Origin of the sequence: Mycobacterium aquaticum, assembly GCF_002086485.1 — a bacterium.
Lineage (GTDB): Bacteria > Actinomycetota > Actinomycetes > Mycobacteriales > Mycobacteriaceae > Mycobacterium > Mycobacterium aquaticum.
Window position 1 is genome coordinate 83,713 of sequence record NZ_MVHF01000020.1, and the last position, 14,692, is coordinate 98,404.

Here is a 14,692-nt window from a genome sequence, read left to right on the forward strand (position 1 = left end):
GTGACTGCACAAGCACCGCTGGACCGCTGGGAACACCGTGTCGAATGGCCGCTCGCCGTGGTCGCCGTCGTCTTCCTGATCGGGTACTCGGTCGACGTCCTCGAACAGCCACACGGGCTCACCGCGCAGGTGGTACGCGTATTGACGGCGCTGTGCTGGGGCGCGTTCGCACTCGACTACGCCGTGCGCCTGTGGTTGGCCCCCGACCGCTGGCGGTGGTTCTATCGGCACCTGCTCGACCTCGCCATCGTGGCGCTACCACTCATCAGGCCATTGCGCCTGGTGCGTTTGGTGATTCTGATCACGGTGCTGCAGAAGGCCGTAGGCAACGCCATCCGTGGCCGGGTGGTGGTCTACACGTTCGTCGGCGCGGCGCTGCTGGTGTACGTCGCATCCCTGGCGGTCCTACAGGCCGAACGCGACGACCCCAGCGCCGGCATCACCACGTTCGGCCAGGCGCTGTGGTGGTCGATCACGACCATCACCACCGTCGGCTACGGCGACGAATACCCCGTCACGACCACCGGCCGGATCATCGCCGCGCTGTTGATGATCGGCGGCATCAGCCTCGTCGGGTCGATCACCGCCACGATCGCGTCCTGGATCGTGCAAAGGGTCGCCGAGGAGGACACCACCGCGCAGGCCGCCACCGTCGAGCACATCGAGGACCTGCGGTCGGAAATCCGTGCGCTGCGTGCCGAACTGGGGCAGCTCACCGCACGGACCTCCGCGACCTGACGCCGTCCTAATCCTCCTTGCGGATCAGCCGACCCAGCGCCTCGCGGTCGGGAGCCAGCAGTTCCTCGATGCGGGGCTTGTTGACATCGGCGACGATGATCTCGCCGACCTCCTGGTACACATCGCTGAAAATGCCGTGCGCCTTCATCTTCTCGGTCTGATAGATGTTGTCCTCGGTGGGCGTCACGTAGTAGACGATCTCGGGCTTGAACCGGTGGATCAGCCACAGGTGGATGAGATCCATCAGCCGCTTCTTCCGCAACTTCTCGGCGTAGGTGTTCTGATCGCGCACCGTGAGGATGTTGCGGCCGTGCCGGTCCTTGATCGGGTCGACGACGACATCGGCGAGCTTGTGATCGCTTTCGCCGTAGATGCCGAGCTCCAGGACATCGGAGCCCGCGCGCCGTGGCCGCAACTGAACGCTGAGCGTCTCGCCGAGCTGGTAGTGCTCGCTCCACAGCTTCAGCCACTCTTCGAGAAGCTTCTTCGGCACCTCGGTCTGCACCAGATGCTGATGCTGGGTGGACCCCTTACCCATGGCCTTCGTGGTGGCCGTACGTCCGGACGAAGCCGCCAGCGCGGCATCGCTGCGCGGGCCACCGACGAGGGTTTGCGGTGTGCGGTAAGGAGATTCGACGAGGCGCATCTTGCGCTGCAACCGGGCCAGCGCCAGCATGCCGTCCTGCCGCAGCGCGGTGGCGAACTCCTCGGCGGCCACGCCGTCGATCTGATGTCCGCCGTAGGTCATGAAATTGAAGACGAACCCCATCTTGCCGAGTTCCTCAGGGAAGCGGCGCATCTCGTCGTCGGTCATGCCCGTGGTGTCCCAGTTGAACGACGGGGACAGGTTGTAGGCCAGCATCTTGTCGGGGTACACCGCGTGGATGGCGGTGGCGAACTCCCGGGCGTCGTCGAGATCGGCCGTCTTGGTCTCCATCCACAGGATGTCGGCGAACGGCGCGGCCGCCAGTGACTTGGCGATCGCATACGGGATGCCGCCACGGATCTGGTAGTACCCCTCGGAGGTCTTGACCCGCTCGGGATCCCACCCCACATCGGCGCCGAGCTCCTTGGCCTTCTCCCGCGCGGCGTACAGCGACGCAGTCTTGGCGAATTTGCGCCATTCCGCAGTCGTCATCGCGGTCTGCTCGCCCTCACGCGCACGGAACTCGAGCAGTTCGGCGACCGCGTCCCCGTAAGTCTGCAACCCGGCGTCGTCCTGCCACGCCTCCACGAACCGAGATTCCACACCGTCGAACAGCGTGTCGAGGGACTGGTCGGGGTCCTGTTTCCACGATGCGGCCGCCTCGGCGATCAGGCCCATGATGCCCTGATGTTCCAGCCAGGCCTCCGCGGTGGCGTACTCACCTTCGGGAAGGGCGTAGAGCAGATGGCCTTTGATATCGGTGACGCCGAGAGTGTAGAAGCGTCGCATCATCGCCAGGAAACAGGACTTGTACGACGGGATCTTCAGGTTGGTGGCGCCCAACAGGAACGGTTGGTCGCGTTCATCGGCCCGACCCTCGATCAGGTTGGCCGCCTCGGCGTCGGTCCGCGCCACGATGATGCCGGGGACCCGCATGATGTCCAGCTGGAAGCGGGCGGTGTTGAGCCGCTTGATCTGCTCGTCGGACGGGACCAGCACCTTGCCGCCCTGATGACCGCACTTCTTGGTGCCGGGCCGCTGGTCCTCGATGTGGTAGCCCGGCACGCCGGCCTCCACGAAACGCCGGATCAGGTTGCGTACGTGGGGATCACCGCCGTGGCCGGTGTCGGCGTCGGCGATGATGAACGGCCGGTAGTCGACCGCCGGGGTGGCCGCACGCTGCTCGGGCGTCATCTTCAACCGCAGATACTGCTGATTGCGGTCGGCCGTCAGCAGCGCGCGCACCAGCCCGGCTGCCTCGTCGGGCACCTGGCTCAGGGGGTAGCTCGCCAGATCGGGCCCGGGATCCTCGCTGATGGACCCTTTGGCCGACGTGGCCCAGCCACCCAGATAGATGCCGCCGATACCCATCCGCTTCATCACCACCGCCTGGCCCGGAGAGTACGGGCCGAATGTGGTGATGCTCTTCTTCTGGGCGAACAACTCCCGCAGATGCGGATAGAACGCCGCCGCGGCCTCGCGCGCCACCGGATAGTCGGACGGGATCGTGCCGCGCTGTTCGGCCACCTGGCGGGCCGAGTACAGCCGGATGATGCCCTCGAAGCGCGGACTGTCGAAATACTCTTGCGTCGCGGCCACATCCTTGTCGAACGGCGTGCTGGCCGGCGCGTTGGTTTCGATCGTGGACATGAATCTCCGCTCCTCGTCGAACTCGGGTCTGGTATCCATCATCGCGGGCGAGGAGCGGCTGCGGAACGGGTTCGCCGAAGTGCTTACCGCAGAACGTATCTGTTGACGGCGTCAACACCCGGGGCCGATCTGAACGAGGCTCAGCCGGTGTTGCCCGCGAACCATGCGGTGGTCACCTTGCGTGGCCGCGGGGGAAAGAACCCGGCGGTGGGCGGGCCGACGTCGCCGGTCTGCACGGTCCACAGCGGTTGCGAGCGGTCAACCGCGGCCGCGGGGTCCTGGTCGGGCGATGCCAGAACCGCATACGACCAATTCGCCATGCCGCAGCCATATGTCGGAACCAGGCCGTCAGCGCGGCCGCCCCAGTCGTCGCCTGCGCGTAGCACGCAGCGGGTGCCGTCATCCAGAACCAGCGCGAACGGCATCGGTGTTTCCGGGGGGTTCACGGCTGGGAGTGTGCCAGGGGAGGCGAACCGACGAAGTGCTCTGCTCCACGGATCGCGCGCGCACAACAGTGACGCGGGGGCCGGCCAGCATATGTTGGCGCCGGCTTCGCTCGGATCGCACGAGTAGATGTTGTTACCCACCGCGGCAGGCGATGGGCCGGAGCATCCGCTGACGCTGACCGATGTGGTGGTCCGGTCGGCCACCCAATAGCCGTTGGCCGGTTCACCGTTGGCGGTGACGGCCGCGACGGTTATCACGTCCGTTACCTCCGGGCCTGCGCTGGCATACCCTGCCGTCTGCAGCTCAACAACTGCGACGAATGACAACACAGCACAGACTCGCAACCAGCCAGGAATGGATCCGTACATCATCCAGAGCCCCTTTGGTGACCTGATACCAGCGTGGCCGATCGGCGTTGCCGACGGAGGTGAATCGCAGGATCGACTGCGTACGGCCGTCAGCCCGACCTCGGCAATGCGGCAACACGCCGAAATTTACCCAGGTCCCTGGGTAAATTTGTATCCCTGCGTCGGGGGTCGCGATCAAAAGGGGTGAGGAAATGCATATTCCAACCATGGGCATTCGTCGTGGACTCGTCGGCGCATGTATCGGGGGAGCCGTCGGAACACTCGTGGCCACCACGATTGCGTTGCCGACAGCTGCCGCCCAGCCGGGATGCACCGCGGCGGGGCTGTCCAGCGCCATCGGCTCAGTGGGCGCGCAGACGGGCGACTACCTGGCCAGCCATCCAGGCGCAAACGACGCGGTCACCAACGCCGGTGGTTCACCAGACCCCGAGGGCGCGATTCGGACGTACTTCGTCGCCCATCCGCAGGAATGGGCCGACCTGCAACGCATCGCGCAGCCGTTGCGCGCATTGCGCCAACAGTGCAACGTGCAGGTTGCGCCCGCAGACATCGCGCGGCTCTTCGACGCGATGGCAAGCTGAGCAAGCGTGGCCGCCGGGTCGGTATCTCACCGACCCGTTTCTGAGCGCACAGCTTCTCCGGTGACCAGCTAGCAGTTCGCCGGCCCCGCTGCGCCCGCGCCGCGATCAGACCAGCTCGGGCACCCGTAGGTGGGCGAGCGTCAATTCGAAGTCGCGCTGGTCGAGAATCTCTGCGTTTGCTTGCTCACTGCCCATGGCTCTGATCCGGGACAGCGCCGGCTTGTTCTGCTCGAGCGCTTCGGCGTCGTCGAAAGTCGCGGCGGCCACGCCACGACCGGACGCTCGGTCGACGAGCAGGCTGGCACTGCAGAATCCCTCCAGTTCCTCGAGGGCGGGCAGAATGGTCATCTTGTAGAAATCGATGCCTCGGTCGAACTGGGCCGGGCTGGACTTGACCCAGGTGACCCGGGCACAGGCGGCCTGATTTGCGCGATGCTCGCGGTGCATGGCGGCGATCTCCCATTCCGCGACATGCGAGCTGCCACCGAAGAGTTCTGCAGCTCGGTCACGAATCGGCCGGACGGTCTCCGCGCTCGCGTGCATCGCTTCCTCGGATTCCCAGGAGCTGGTGGCGATGCAGCGGCAGGATTTCCGGTCGACCAACAAGGACAAGCCGATGCAGCCGTCGATGCGGTTGAGTGCGGGCATCACGCTGTCGCGTACGTGGGCAATGCCGAGGTCAAGGTTTGAGGGTTGTGCCTGAATTGTGCTGCTTCGTGCGTACATTATCTGCCTCCGTCGATGTGGGGCAGCGTCTCGACGGCGCCGCCGGACCAGTCCATCGTCCTACCACCGGTAAGGCATGGCAATGGGCGGCGGGAGCCAGTCCGATTTTGCTTCGCTGTTGATGAAAACCGCTGTGCGCCTGAAGAATTACCTAGCCCGGGTAAGGAATGTGTCAGCACGTCCGTCGAGCCGATGAGGTCGATGGACGACGGTGCCGGGTAGTCTGGGGCGGAAGCAGGCGTCCGAGCTGCCGCCGACGAAAACCACACTGCCACAAAGGAAATCGGCAGAGCCCGACAGCGTGAAGCAGATCCACTCGGCGAGCCGGCCGGCATCGCCGAATTCGCCGACCGGCGGCGGGAAGGCCCGCGCCTGGCCATCACGGCCCGACGCGCCAGGACCGAGCAGGCACGGACGGTGCGACCCGGCACCGCCGGGGCCGAACGGACGGCGGTCAGCAGTGCCGCGCTCGGAACAGCCGGATCGTGCCGCTGGAGTGAATTCTCTGTGATCGGCGGGTGAACATCTGCCCCGGGACGCCCTCGCGAAGAATCGTCAACAGCGCAGGTAACACCTGATTCGGTGGCACCGATAGAAGCCACGTATCGGCAATTTCGGCGTTTTCGACGAGATGCCGTCCGCAGCGAAGCAAAATATGCTCCTGCGCGGCGGCAGAGCGTCGGGGCAACGAAAGAATTGGAGTCAGCGGTTGAAGACGGTGCTCGGACTGGCACTGACGTCCACGGACGTCAGCTGGGCCCTGCTCGCCGGTGACCACGTGACCGACGACGCCGTCCTCGATGACGACGCGTTCGCCGTCGACGACGGCGACGAGCCGGCCGAACGAGCTATCGCTGCCGCGCGCGGCGCGCAGGCGATCGCGGCATCCAGCGGCCACGACGTGCGCTCGGTCGGCCTGACCTGCGACGACGACACCGCCACCGAGACCGACAAGCTGATCGCGGCGCTGACATCCGCAGGGTTCGACGATGTCCGCATCGTCCCCGCGGGCCTCATCACCGACGACGACCTGTCCGGTGCTCACGGCGCCGCGCGCGCTGTCGTGACCGGCGCCGTGGCCGCACACGTGACGACGCCGGAGGAGGCGCCGGGACGGCGCCGCACCGCGAAGTGGGTGTGGGTCGGCGGAGCCAGCGCAGCCGCCGTGGTGATCGGCGTGGTGGCCGCGGGCGCACTGTTCATGGTGGGCGATACCCAGCCCGCCGTCGACGCGGCCGCCCTGACCGCCGCCGGGTCCCCGGAAATCGTCACCGCCGCGGCTCCGCGGCTGACGCCGCCCACGATCGCCGTTCAAGCCCAGGACGTTCAGCCCGCCAGGAAGGTCGCTGCTCGAGCGGGCCGCCCGGAGGCTGAAGCGCCGGTCACCACCTGGACACCGCCAGTCGAAGAGGCGGCCAAACCGGTGACTCCGGCGGCTCACCCGGCCGTGGCCGCCGTTGCCGCACCGTCGACCCCGGCCACTCCGACCTCAGCGGCGCCCGCCGCCCCGCTCGCCGTCGAAACCGCACCTGCCGCGCACCTGCCCCAGAACCTGCCGGGGCCGATCGCCCCTGGCCCGGCCGAGGCCGTGGCTCCTGTGGCTCCCGCGCAGGCCGCACCCACAAGCACGGCCGCCCCGGCTACACCGACCCCGACTGTCACCCAGGCTTCGCCTGCGGCGGCAAGTCAGGTACCCACCGTGCAGGCACCGGCTCCGGCGCCTGCGCAGCAGCCACCGACCGCTCCGGTGAATCCGTTCGACATCTTCGCCAGCCTGCCGTAACGGCCACTAGCGCATCGTCGCGAGGTTGTTCCAGAAGTTCTTGAGGCTGTCGGTGCCACCGAACAGCGTGGTGAAGTTGGTGGAATCGACCAGCACGATGTCGCCCGCGCGGTCGGCGGCCGGTGGCATCCAGATCAGCGCGTTGAACTCGGTGTTGCCTGCCGCGGTGAAGGGATGCGGACGGTTCGGGTCGACGCGCTGACGTCCCAGTACCCGCAGGGCATCGCCTTCCGGCGCCGTGAGTTCGTAATGCGGCAGATGCGGGTGAAAGTTGAACGTGGTGACATTGGCCAGCAGGCCGGGTGAATCCAGGTCGTAGTTGCCGGACAGCGGGGCGATCTCGGTGGTACCCGGCACGACGGCCGGCCGCAGACCCCAGGTGTTGTGCACGGGTACACCCAAGGCCGTCATCAGCGACCGGGTGTACTGACCGAAGCGTTGTTGGCGGGGGACCAGGGGATCGCCATGGTGCAGGTATTCCATCTGGCGTTGATCGAAGTCGCCGGTGAACCCCACATCGTGGTGCGGTGCGAGCAGCAGGCAGGTGCCTTCGCGGCGTAGCCAATTCTGGATCGCCTCGATCTCCTCGGGAGCGGCTTCCTGCTCCGAGAGCAGGTGATCCAGGCCGAACACCATCAAGGTGTCGCAGTCGTCCAGGATGCCTTCGTCGATGGGCAGTTTGTACCCGGCTTGGTCGATGCGCTGGAACACCGCCACCGGGTGCCCGGTGACCGATCCGGCCAGCTCCTGGAACGCCAGCGTGGATCGGTGGAACAGTTCCAGCGTGCCCGCGATGCCCTGGAGGAACTGCGCGGCGTCATACTCCTGCGTCTCGTAGGCCGGCCACAGCACGTTGCGTACCTCGGTCATGGTGGAGAACCGGTTGTACATCTCGGCCGGATCCCGTTGGGCTTCCCACGGATAGCTCCACGTCCAGTAGATGCTGATCCGCCTGTGTCCGTTGTGGTTGCGGGGTAGATGCAGCTGGTTGTAGGTGCGCGCGGCGGTCATGACGACTCCTGGAGTGAAGCGAGGTAGTGCAGGGCTGAGATACCGGGCAGGAAGAAGTACGCGCCGCCGGTGAGGGTGGTGAATGCGGGAAGTCCCTTGTGTACCTTGCGGATCGGGCGTTTGGGCACGGTGAAGTCGAGGGTGTTGTCCTGGGTGCCGATGATGGGGTCGTGCTCATTGCCGAGTTCGTGGAACGTCTTGTCGTTGATCCAGACGTTCTGGGCGAACTCGAACTGGCGCACCAGGTTTGCGCAGATGATGAACGCCGCGATGCCGCGGTCGACACCGTCGTCGGGTGCGCCGTCGGGGAGTGCGGGCCCATAGGTCGCGCCGCGGCGGATCATCCGGCGCCGGTTCATGTTGTGCGCGGTGTCGCGCGGATTGAGCCTGCGGGCGTGTGAGCCCAGTGGGCAGGCGTACCCGAACGGGTCCATCTCCTTGTAGTTGAAGTCGTTGTTGCGCATGGGGTCTGCGCCCAATTCGGGATCATCGTGGGTGGGGGCGAGCACCAGTGGGGCGCCGCTGCGCCAGCGGCCCATGAACTTCGCCGCCAGCAGCTCCTGCTCGTCGGCGGTGTCGGCGTGGTCCCGCAGATAGTCGCGAAATCTTCCGACGTGTTCTTGCAGGCGCCGGTAGGCCAGGTAACTGCCGTTGCGGGACAACAGCTCCGGTCGGGGTAGCGCCGGTCCCGGTCCGTCTTCGTCGGGGTAGCCCAGGATGAATTCCCCGGGTTCCAACGGGTCCCCGGATCCCGGGGTCGGTTCTTCGCCGGAGCCCTTCATGACCGGTTGGGAGAGCCGGTCACGGAACCCGAAATGGTCGTGCGCGTAGTTGAACGGGGGTGTGGCGTTGAGGTCGAGATACGACAGGCTGCGCACGCCGTCGGTGCGGGCGAGCAGCTTGTCGTGTTCGGCGATCGATTTCTTGCACTGTTCGTCGGTGCGGGAGAACAGGATCGCGATGGCATGCAGATCCGCACCGGCCAGGCCGCCGACCCAGTGTTCGGGCGCGTTGGCACCGGTATCGCCCAGAATGTCGGCGCGGGCGGCCATCCCCTCGCGGAACGCATCGGGGAAGCTGGCCAGCGCGTCCTCGGGCACACCGAGCGCCCGCAGGCCGGTCCAGGTGAATGCCAGGGTGACCCAGCGGTCCGAGGAGTCCATGGTGGCCGCCACGTCCGCTGCCGACTGAACCTTGTCCAGCAGCTCCGACAGCCAAGCCCGCCCGCCCTCCGGAGTGTCGAAGGTCAGGAACTCGTAGCGGCCGGTGATCGCAGGGGTGCGGGTTAGCAGGATGTGCTGAATATCGTCGAGCTCGAGAGCCTCGGTTGCGGCGTCTGTCACTGCTGTTGTGCTCCCTTGGACCAGGCCCAGGCCGCGACGCGCCAACCCCCGGGCAGCCGGCGCAGAGCCACGGTGAACGTCGAGCCCGTCTGGGTTACCCGGGTGCCGTTGAGGTCGAACGTCATGCCGGCGGGCACCACCACATACGCGCTGTCGCCGGTGGTGGTGTTGTGCGTGGGCTCGCCAATGGTGACGTGGTACCCCGACGCGCCCACATGCGCGCCTTCGGTCAGTACATCTCGGTACCAGTCCGCCGCCGCCGTCGGGCCCAGCCACAGATGGGGCGCCATACCGTCGAGGATCGAACCGTCGGGTGCGAATTCCGCCGACATCGCGGCGGGATCGCCAGCATTGAACGCGTCCAGATACGCCTGGACGGCGCCAAGTGGCGTATCGCTCATTGCATCTGGTCGAGCATGTCGGAGAAGGCCGCCTTGAGCCGCAGTGCCTTCTTGATCTCGTCGGCGGTGACGTACGGGTACTCGCCGTACTCCAGGAAGCTCGGGACCTGATGCTCGCGAACGAATTTCACGAATGCCGCAGGGTTTTCCTTCCAGTCCTCGGGGAAACCCTCCAGGTTGGTGAATACCGTCGTGATACCGGTGGCACTGAACAGGGCGACGGCATCCTCGGTGTATTTGTCGAAGTCGGTGTCGAAGATGCCCTGGTACTGAAAATGCAATCCCGAGCCCACATCGAATAATTGCCATCGCAAATAGTGCAGCCGCAACGGGGCCAGGACATCCGGGCTGCCTGCAACGGCTTCCTCGATCTGTTTACCGTAGGCGCGGACGGCCTCCTCGCGTCCCTCCTTGACCTTGGCGATGATGGAAAACCCGTAGCAGGCAGGTGTTTTCGGGTAGAGCGGCCCGTAGCGGCCGCGTTCGAGCTCGAAGTACCCCTCTTTGGGAATGGCCATGGCGGCCGGCTTGCGCCAGTCTTGTTCTTTACCGGTCATATTCGATCTCCTGCTGTCGCGATGGTGCCGGAACGATTACGCCCAACAGTGGCCGCGCCATCGATTATCGCGATCGTCAAATTAACGTGCGCAGCATTGCGCAAAACGCATCAAAAACAGTTGGACATCGCGTATTGTCAGGCAGTGTCGGGGCCGTTCGAGGGGTTGGCCGCGTCGTCCATGTGAGCGCACGCGCGCGGCGGGATGAGGCGCTGATGACCATCGTTGCAGCCTTACGGCGACGGACGATCGTGATTCTGGCGGCCCTGCTTTCGTTCGCCGCGCCGGGCCTCGCTGGCACTGTCAATTCGCCACTGGCACAGGCATATTCGAACGCCCCGAGTGAAATCCTGGTGGTGCCGTCCGCGGCGATGGCCCGCGACGTCCGTGTTCAGTTTCTCGACGGTGGACCGGGCTCTCACGCGCTGTACCTCCTGGACAGCATGGAGGCCGGTGATGACCGCAACGGCTGGGACATCAACACCGCGGCGTTCGACTGGTACCAGGGCACGGGGATATCGGTGGTCATGCCCGTCGGCGGCAAGTCGAGTTTCTACAGCGACTGGTATGCCCCGGCGGTGGGTAACAGCGGCACCTACACCTACAAGTGGGAGACGTTCCTCACCCAGGAGCTGCCGGCCTGGCTGAGTGCCAACCGCAATGTCGCATCGTCGGGCAACGCCGTGGTCGGTCTGTCGATGGGCGGCTCGTCGGCCCTGGTGCTGGCTGCCTATCACCCGCAGCAATTCGTCTACGCCGGTTCGCTGTCGGGCTTTTTGAACCTGTCGGCGGCCGACTGGCCGGCCAAGGTGCGTATCGCCATGATGTGGAACGGTGGATTCAATCCGGATGCCATGTGGGGGCCGCCCGGTGATCCTGCCTGGGCCCGTAACGACCCCACGGTCAACGTCGGACGACTCGTCGCGAACAACACCCGCATCTGGATCTACTGCGGCAACGGCACCGCGCGCGACCCGTCGCTGGCCAGCCCGGACGCGCCCATCGGAGGGCTGGGTTTTCTCGAGGGTTTCGCGATCGACTCCAACCACGCGTTCACCGACGCCTACATCGCCGCCGGCGGGCACAATGGTGTGTTCAATTTTCCCGACGGCATCCACAGCTGGGGTTACTGGGGCCAGGAATTGCAGCGGATGAAACCCGATCTGCTCAACACGTTGGGGGCGGCGTCTCTGCGTTGATGTTGTCGCGTCCCAACGCCGACCGCGCGTAGGCGCGTACCTGGGCCTTGGCGACCTTGCCATTGCCGGTCAGCGGCAGCTCCTCGACCAAGAGCACCGCACGAGGCCGCTTGAAACCCGCGATGGCCGAACGGACGTGAGCGACGAGGTCGGCCTCGGTCGGCTGTCTACCGGCCACGGGGACCACGACCGCACAGACGGCCTCGCCCCAATAGTCGTCGGGCACCCCGACCACGGCCACCATGTCGACGTCGGGGTGCAGCGAGAGCACGTCCTCCACCTCGCGTGAGGACACGTTCTCCCCGCCGGTGACGATGATGTCCTTGAGCCGGTCGACCACGTACAGCCGGCCGTCACGATCCATCCGTCCGACGTCGCCCGTGGCCAGCCAGCCGCCGGAGACGCCGATACCGTCCGGCCAGTACCCGGGCGCGACCTGAGCGCCGCGGATCACGATCTCGCCGACCCCGGTCGGCGGCAGCCGATGTCCCGCAGGATCGACGATGGCCACCTCGACCTCGCGGTGCGGGTAGCCGGCACTGGCCAGGAGGTCGGCGTCACCCGCAGCACCGGCGCGGTGCTCGGCGGGCCCGAGAAACGTGACGTTGCCGCCGGTTTCGGTCATGCCATAGCCCTGATGAAAGTCCACGCCCATGGTGTCGATGGCACGGCGCAGCAGATCCAGCGGCATGGCGGCCGAGCCGTAGGCCACCGAGCGCAGTGTCGGAAGCGACCGCCCCGAGCGCTCAAGGTAACCCAGCAGCGCATGCAGCATGGTCGGGGCGAGCGAACACGACCGCACCTGGTGCCTGGTGACCATGTCGGCGAACGTCTCCGGGCGGAACTGGGCGGTGAGCACCACCGTCGACCCGGTCGAATGGTTCACGAGCAAGTTGTAGCCCGCGATGTGGCACATGGGGAAGGGCAGCAGATAGACCCCGCCGGGTTCAACCGAGCGGCCCTCGACCGTGCCGCGCACCGCCGCGAGCAGGGAACGGTGGCTGTGGACAACGCCTTTCGGCACGCCGGTGGAACCGCTGGTGAACAGCAACCAGGCCGGGTCTTCAGGCTGGGCCACGTCGATGAAGTGCGGGTCACCGCTGAGGGCGGTCTGCCAGTCGGCCGAGTCGAAGGCGACGACGTGCTGGGCGCTCGCGGCGGGTAGCGCGGACAGATAACGCGCGTCGCCGAACAGCACGGTCGGCCGCGTGGCGGCGAGTTGAGCAGCCTGCTCTGCGGGAGCGAGTCGCTGGTTGATCAACGTGAGCACCCGCCCGCTGCGCGGCACCCCGTAATACAGTGCGGCATAACCCGTGCTGTTGTCGGCGACGACGGCAATGCGGTCGCCGGGGATGGTCCGGTGGGTGATCCAGGCTGCGACACAACGGGTTTGACGTTCCAGTTCGGCGAACGTGATGGTCGTTCCGTCATCGCCGATCAGCGCGGGCTCCTCTGGTGCGGTCGCCTGCGAGATCAGCTCGTGCAGTACCGTAGTTCGCAGAGATGGTTCAGGCGTCAACCGAATTGTTCTGTGTAGCAACGGTTTTGGCCCAGCGGTAGTCGGCCTTGCCGGCGGGGGAGCGGACTATCTGCGGTGACCGGACGAACGCTTTGGGGATCTTGTACCGCGCGATCGACCGCTCACAGACGGCGGCCAGTTCGGCGTCGGTGGCCGTGGCGCCCTCGGCGAACTGCACGACGGCCACCACCTCGTTGCCCCAGCGTTCGGATGGACGGCCGACCACCACCACGTCGTAGACGGCGGGGTGCGCCGCAACGGCCCGTTCGACCTCTTCGGCGAAGATCTTCTCCCCGCCCGAATTGATGGTGACCGAGTCGCGGCCCAGCAGCTGAATCCGTCCGTCGGCCAAGACGTTTGCCCGGTCGCCGGGTACCGACCAGCGCACGCCTGCGACAGTCGGGAAGGTGCGCGCCGTCTTCTGGGCATCGCCCAGATAGCCCAGCGGGATCAGGTCGCGCCGGGCCAGCCAGCCGCCGCCCTCGCCGGGGCCGAGCACCCGGGACAAATCCTCGGCGATCACCGCGGTGTCGGACTGCGGATTGAACGTCGCCACCTCGGTATCGGCGCCCGCGGTCGCATAGGTGCTCATCTGCGCGCCGGACTCGGACGCACCCACCGCATCGAGAAGCATGAGGTGCGGCAGTGCGGTCAGGATGCGCTCCCGGACCGTCGGTGACAGCGGCGCGCCGCCGTTGGTGATCGTCATCAGGCCGGTGAGGTCGTAGTCGCCGCTCTCGATCTCGTCCACCAACGGCCGCGCGATGGCGTCGCCGACCACCGGAATGCCCAGCACCCGTTCGCGTTCCGCAAGCCGCAGCACGGCATCCGGACGCAGTCGCACGACGTCGTCGGGGATCACGAGCCGTCCGCCCATCGTGACGGTGTTGTACGCCGCCCATTGCGCGGCACCGTGCATGAACGGCGGAATCATCAGCAGCGACATCCCGCCGGCCGCGGTCCGGGCGCGCTCCGCGAGCTCCTCGTACGAGGCGATACAGGTGTCGCTGCCGAACGGCCGGCCACCCATGGACGACAGGAAGATGTCGTGCTGACGCCACAGCACGCCCTTGGGCATGCCCGTGGTACCGCCGGTATAGAGGATGTACAGGTCCTCGCCCGAGGGCTCGGGCATCCCGGCAGCAGGCGGCGGTGTGGTCAGTGCCGTCTCGTAATCGACAGCGCCCGGCAGCAGCGCGTTGCCGGAGTCGTCGGCCACCTGGATGAGTACCCGCAGGTTCGGCAGCCGGTCGCGGATCGCCGCGACGCGCGGCGCGAACTCGGCGTTGTAGATGAGCGCCGCGGCGTTCGAGTCGGTGAGCAGGTAGAGCAGCTCTTCCTCGACGTAGCGGTAGCTGACGTTGAACGGGGCCACCCGGGCCCGGTAGCCGCCGATCATCGACTCGAGATACTCGTTGCCGTTGCGCAGATAGATCCCGAGGTGATCCTGGCCCGACTCGTGACCCGCCAGGGCCTCGCGTTCGGTGTGCACGCCCAGGCCGGCCGTGACCAGGTGGTGCGCGAAGCCGTCGACGCGCGCATCGAACTCGGCGTAGGTCAACCGGCGGTCCCGCCACACCAGGAAGGTCTGGTCGGGGATGGCCCGGGCTACCGACGAAAAGACCGTCGACAGATTGAACAACACGTCACCGCTCATGGCACTCCTGTGTGCGCGAACTGGAAGGCCTCACGACCATACATCGATCACATCAGTGTATGGCCG

13 protein-coding genes and 1 pseudogene are annotated in these 14,692 nt (G+C 66.4%); 4 read left to right on the plus strand and 10 right to left on the minus strand.

From position 1 onward, the window contains the following. Complete coding sequence (locus tag BST13_RS19730) at positions 1–738, plus strand: potassium channel family protein (RefSeq protein ID WP_083165707.1); 738 nt, start codon at positions 1–3, stop codon at positions 736–738. Positions 739–745: 7 nt separating this feature from the next. Here the strand turns inward: BST13_RS19730 and aceA are convergent, their stop codons facing one another. Together aceA and BST13_RS19740 are read right to left on the minus strand one after the other, a co-directional pair. Next, a complete protein-coding gene (aceA, locus tag BST13_RS19735; RefSeq protein WP_083165744.1) occupies positions 746–3,034 on the minus strand; it encodes an isocitrate lyase ICL2 in 2,289 nt (762 codons plus the stop codon). A gap of 140 nt (positions 3,035–3,174) precedes the next feature. Next, positions 3,175–3,738, minus strand: a complete 564-nt coding sequence (locus tag BST13_RS19740) for a hypothetical protein (RefSeq protein ID WP_245839744.1) — start codon at positions 3,736–3,738, stop codon at positions 3,175–3,177. Positions 3,739–4,055: 317 nt separating this feature from the next. Here BST13_RS19740 and BST13_RS19745 point away from each other — a divergent pair, with 317 nt between their 5' ends. After that, on the plus strand, positions 4,056–4,430 hold the full coding sequence (locus BST13_RS19745; protein WP_245839745.1) for a heme-binding protein: 375 nt from the start codon (positions 4,056–4,058) through the stop codon (positions 4,428–4,430). Positions 4,431–4,535: 105 nt separating this feature from the next. Here the strand turns inward: BST13_RS19745 and BST13_RS19750 are convergent, their stop codons facing one another. Both BST13_RS19750 and BST13_RS40425 read right to left on the minus strand, forming a co-directional pair. Next, entirely contained in the window at positions 4,536–5,156 is a 621-nt protein-coding gene (locus BST13_RS19750; protein WP_083165708.1) for a hypothetical protein, read from the minus strand. A gap of 147 nt (positions 5,157–5,303) precedes the next feature. After that, positions 5,304–5,525 (minus strand): annotated as a pseudogene (locus BST13_RS40425) (hypothetical protein); the annotation flags it as partial. Positions 5,526–5,874: 349 nt separating this feature from the next. Between BST13_RS40425 and BST13_RS19755 the strand changes: the two are divergent. Continuing rightward, a complete protein-coding gene (locus BST13_RS19755) occupies positions 5,875–6,939 on the plus strand; it encodes a DUF7159 family protein (RefSeq protein WP_245839748.1) in 1,065 nt (354 codons plus the stop codon). Positions 6,940–6,945: 6 nt separating this feature from the next. Here BST13_RS19755 and BST13_RS19760 read toward each other — a convergent pair whose 3' ends face one another. From BST13_RS19760 to BST13_RS19775, 4 genes are read right to left on the minus strand one after another with little or no spacing between them, the layout of a single operon-like run. Then, positions 6,946–7,950, minus strand: a complete 1,005-nt coding sequence (locus BST13_RS19760) for a hypothetical protein (protein ID WP_083165709.1) — start codon at positions 7,948–7,950, stop codon at positions 6,946–6,948. Continuing rightward, the gene (locus tag BST13_RS19765) at positions 7,947–9,293 is read right to left on the minus strand and encodes a Dyp-type peroxidase (RefSeq protein ID WP_083165710.1); all 1,347 of its coding nucleotides are present in this window, start codon (positions 9,291–9,293) and stop codon (positions 7,947–7,949) included. Before BST13_RS19765 ends, BST13_RS19760 begins: the two co-directional genes overlap by 4 nt. Continuing rightward, the gene (locus tag BST13_RS19770; RefSeq protein ID WP_083165711.1) at positions 9,290–9,694 is read right to left on the minus strand and encodes a YybH family protein; all 405 of its coding nucleotides are present in this window, start codon (positions 9,692–9,694) and stop codon (positions 9,290–9,292) included. Before BST13_RS19770 ends, BST13_RS19765 begins: the two co-directional genes overlap by 4 nt. Beyond that, complete coding sequence (locus BST13_RS19775) at positions 9,691–10,251, minus strand: hypothetical protein (protein WP_083165712.1); 561 nt, start codon at positions 10,249–10,251, stop codon at positions 9,691–9,693. Before BST13_RS19775 ends, BST13_RS19770 begins: the two co-directional genes overlap by 4 nt. A 215-nt stretch (positions 10,252–10,466) precedes the next feature. On the opposite strand from BST13_RS19775, the gene BST13_RS19780 reads away from it, so the two are divergent. Beyond that, positions 10,467–11,450, plus strand: coding sequence for an esterase family protein (locus tag BST13_RS19780; protein ID WP_083165748.1), 984 nt, complete (start codon positions 10,467–10,469; stop codon positions 11,448–11,450). On the opposite strand, the gene BST13_RS19785 is transcribed toward BST13_RS19780, so the two are convergent. Both BST13_RS19785 and BST13_RS19790 read right to left on the minus strand, forming a co-directional pair. Then, on the minus strand, positions 11,419–12,969 hold the full coding sequence (locus BST13_RS19785) for an AMP-binding protein (protein WP_245839746.1): 1,551 nt from the start codon (positions 12,967–12,969) through the stop codon (positions 11,419–11,421). The genes BST13_RS19780 and BST13_RS19785 overlap by 32 nt on opposite strands. After that, positions 12,959–14,626 carry an acyl-CoA synthetase gene (locus tag BST13_RS19790; RefSeq protein WP_083165713.1) on the minus strand — a complete coding sequence of 556 codons (1,668 nt, stop codon included), beginning with the start codon at positions 14,624–14,626 and terminating at the stop codon, positions 12,959–12,961. The genes BST13_RS19785 and BST13_RS19790 overlap by 11 nt, the downstream gene beginning before the upstream one ends. Positions 14,627–14,692: the final 66 nt, after the last annotated feature.

Excerpts from the sequence above, each read along its gene's own strand:
- aceA (WP_083165744.1), bottom strand. The coding sequence starts at position 3,034 with ATGTCCACGATCGAAACCAACGCGCCGGCCAGCACGCCGTTCGACAAG.
- BST13_RS19745 (WP_245839745.1), top strand. The coding sequence starts at position 4,056 with ATGGGCATTCGTCGTGGACTCGTCGGCGCATGTATCGGGGGAGCCGTC.
- BST13_RS19750 (WP_083165708.1), bottom strand. The coding sequence starts at position 5,156 with ATGTACGCACGAAGCAGCACAATTCAGGCACAACCCTCAAACCTTGAC.
- BST13_RS19760 (WP_083165709.1), bottom strand. The coding sequence starts at position 7,950 with ATGACCGCCGCGCGCACCTACAACCAGCTGCATCTACCCCGCAACCAC.
- BST13_RS19770 (WP_083165711.1), bottom strand. The coding sequence starts at position 9,694 with ATGAGCGATACGCCACTTGGCGCCGTCCAGGCGTATCTGGACGCGTTC.
- BST13_RS19775 (WP_083165712.1), bottom strand. The coding sequence starts at position 10,251 with ATGACCGGTAAAGAACAAGACTGGCGCAAGCCGGCCGCCATGGCCATT.
- BST13_RS19780 (WP_083165748.1), top strand. The coding sequence starts at position 10,467 with ATGACCATCGTTGCAGCCTTACGGCGACGGACGATCGTGATTCTGGCG.
- BST13_RS19790 (WP_083165713.1), bottom strand. The coding sequence starts at position 14,626 with ATGAGCGGTGACGTGTTGTTCAATCTGTCGACGGTCTTTTCGTCGGTA.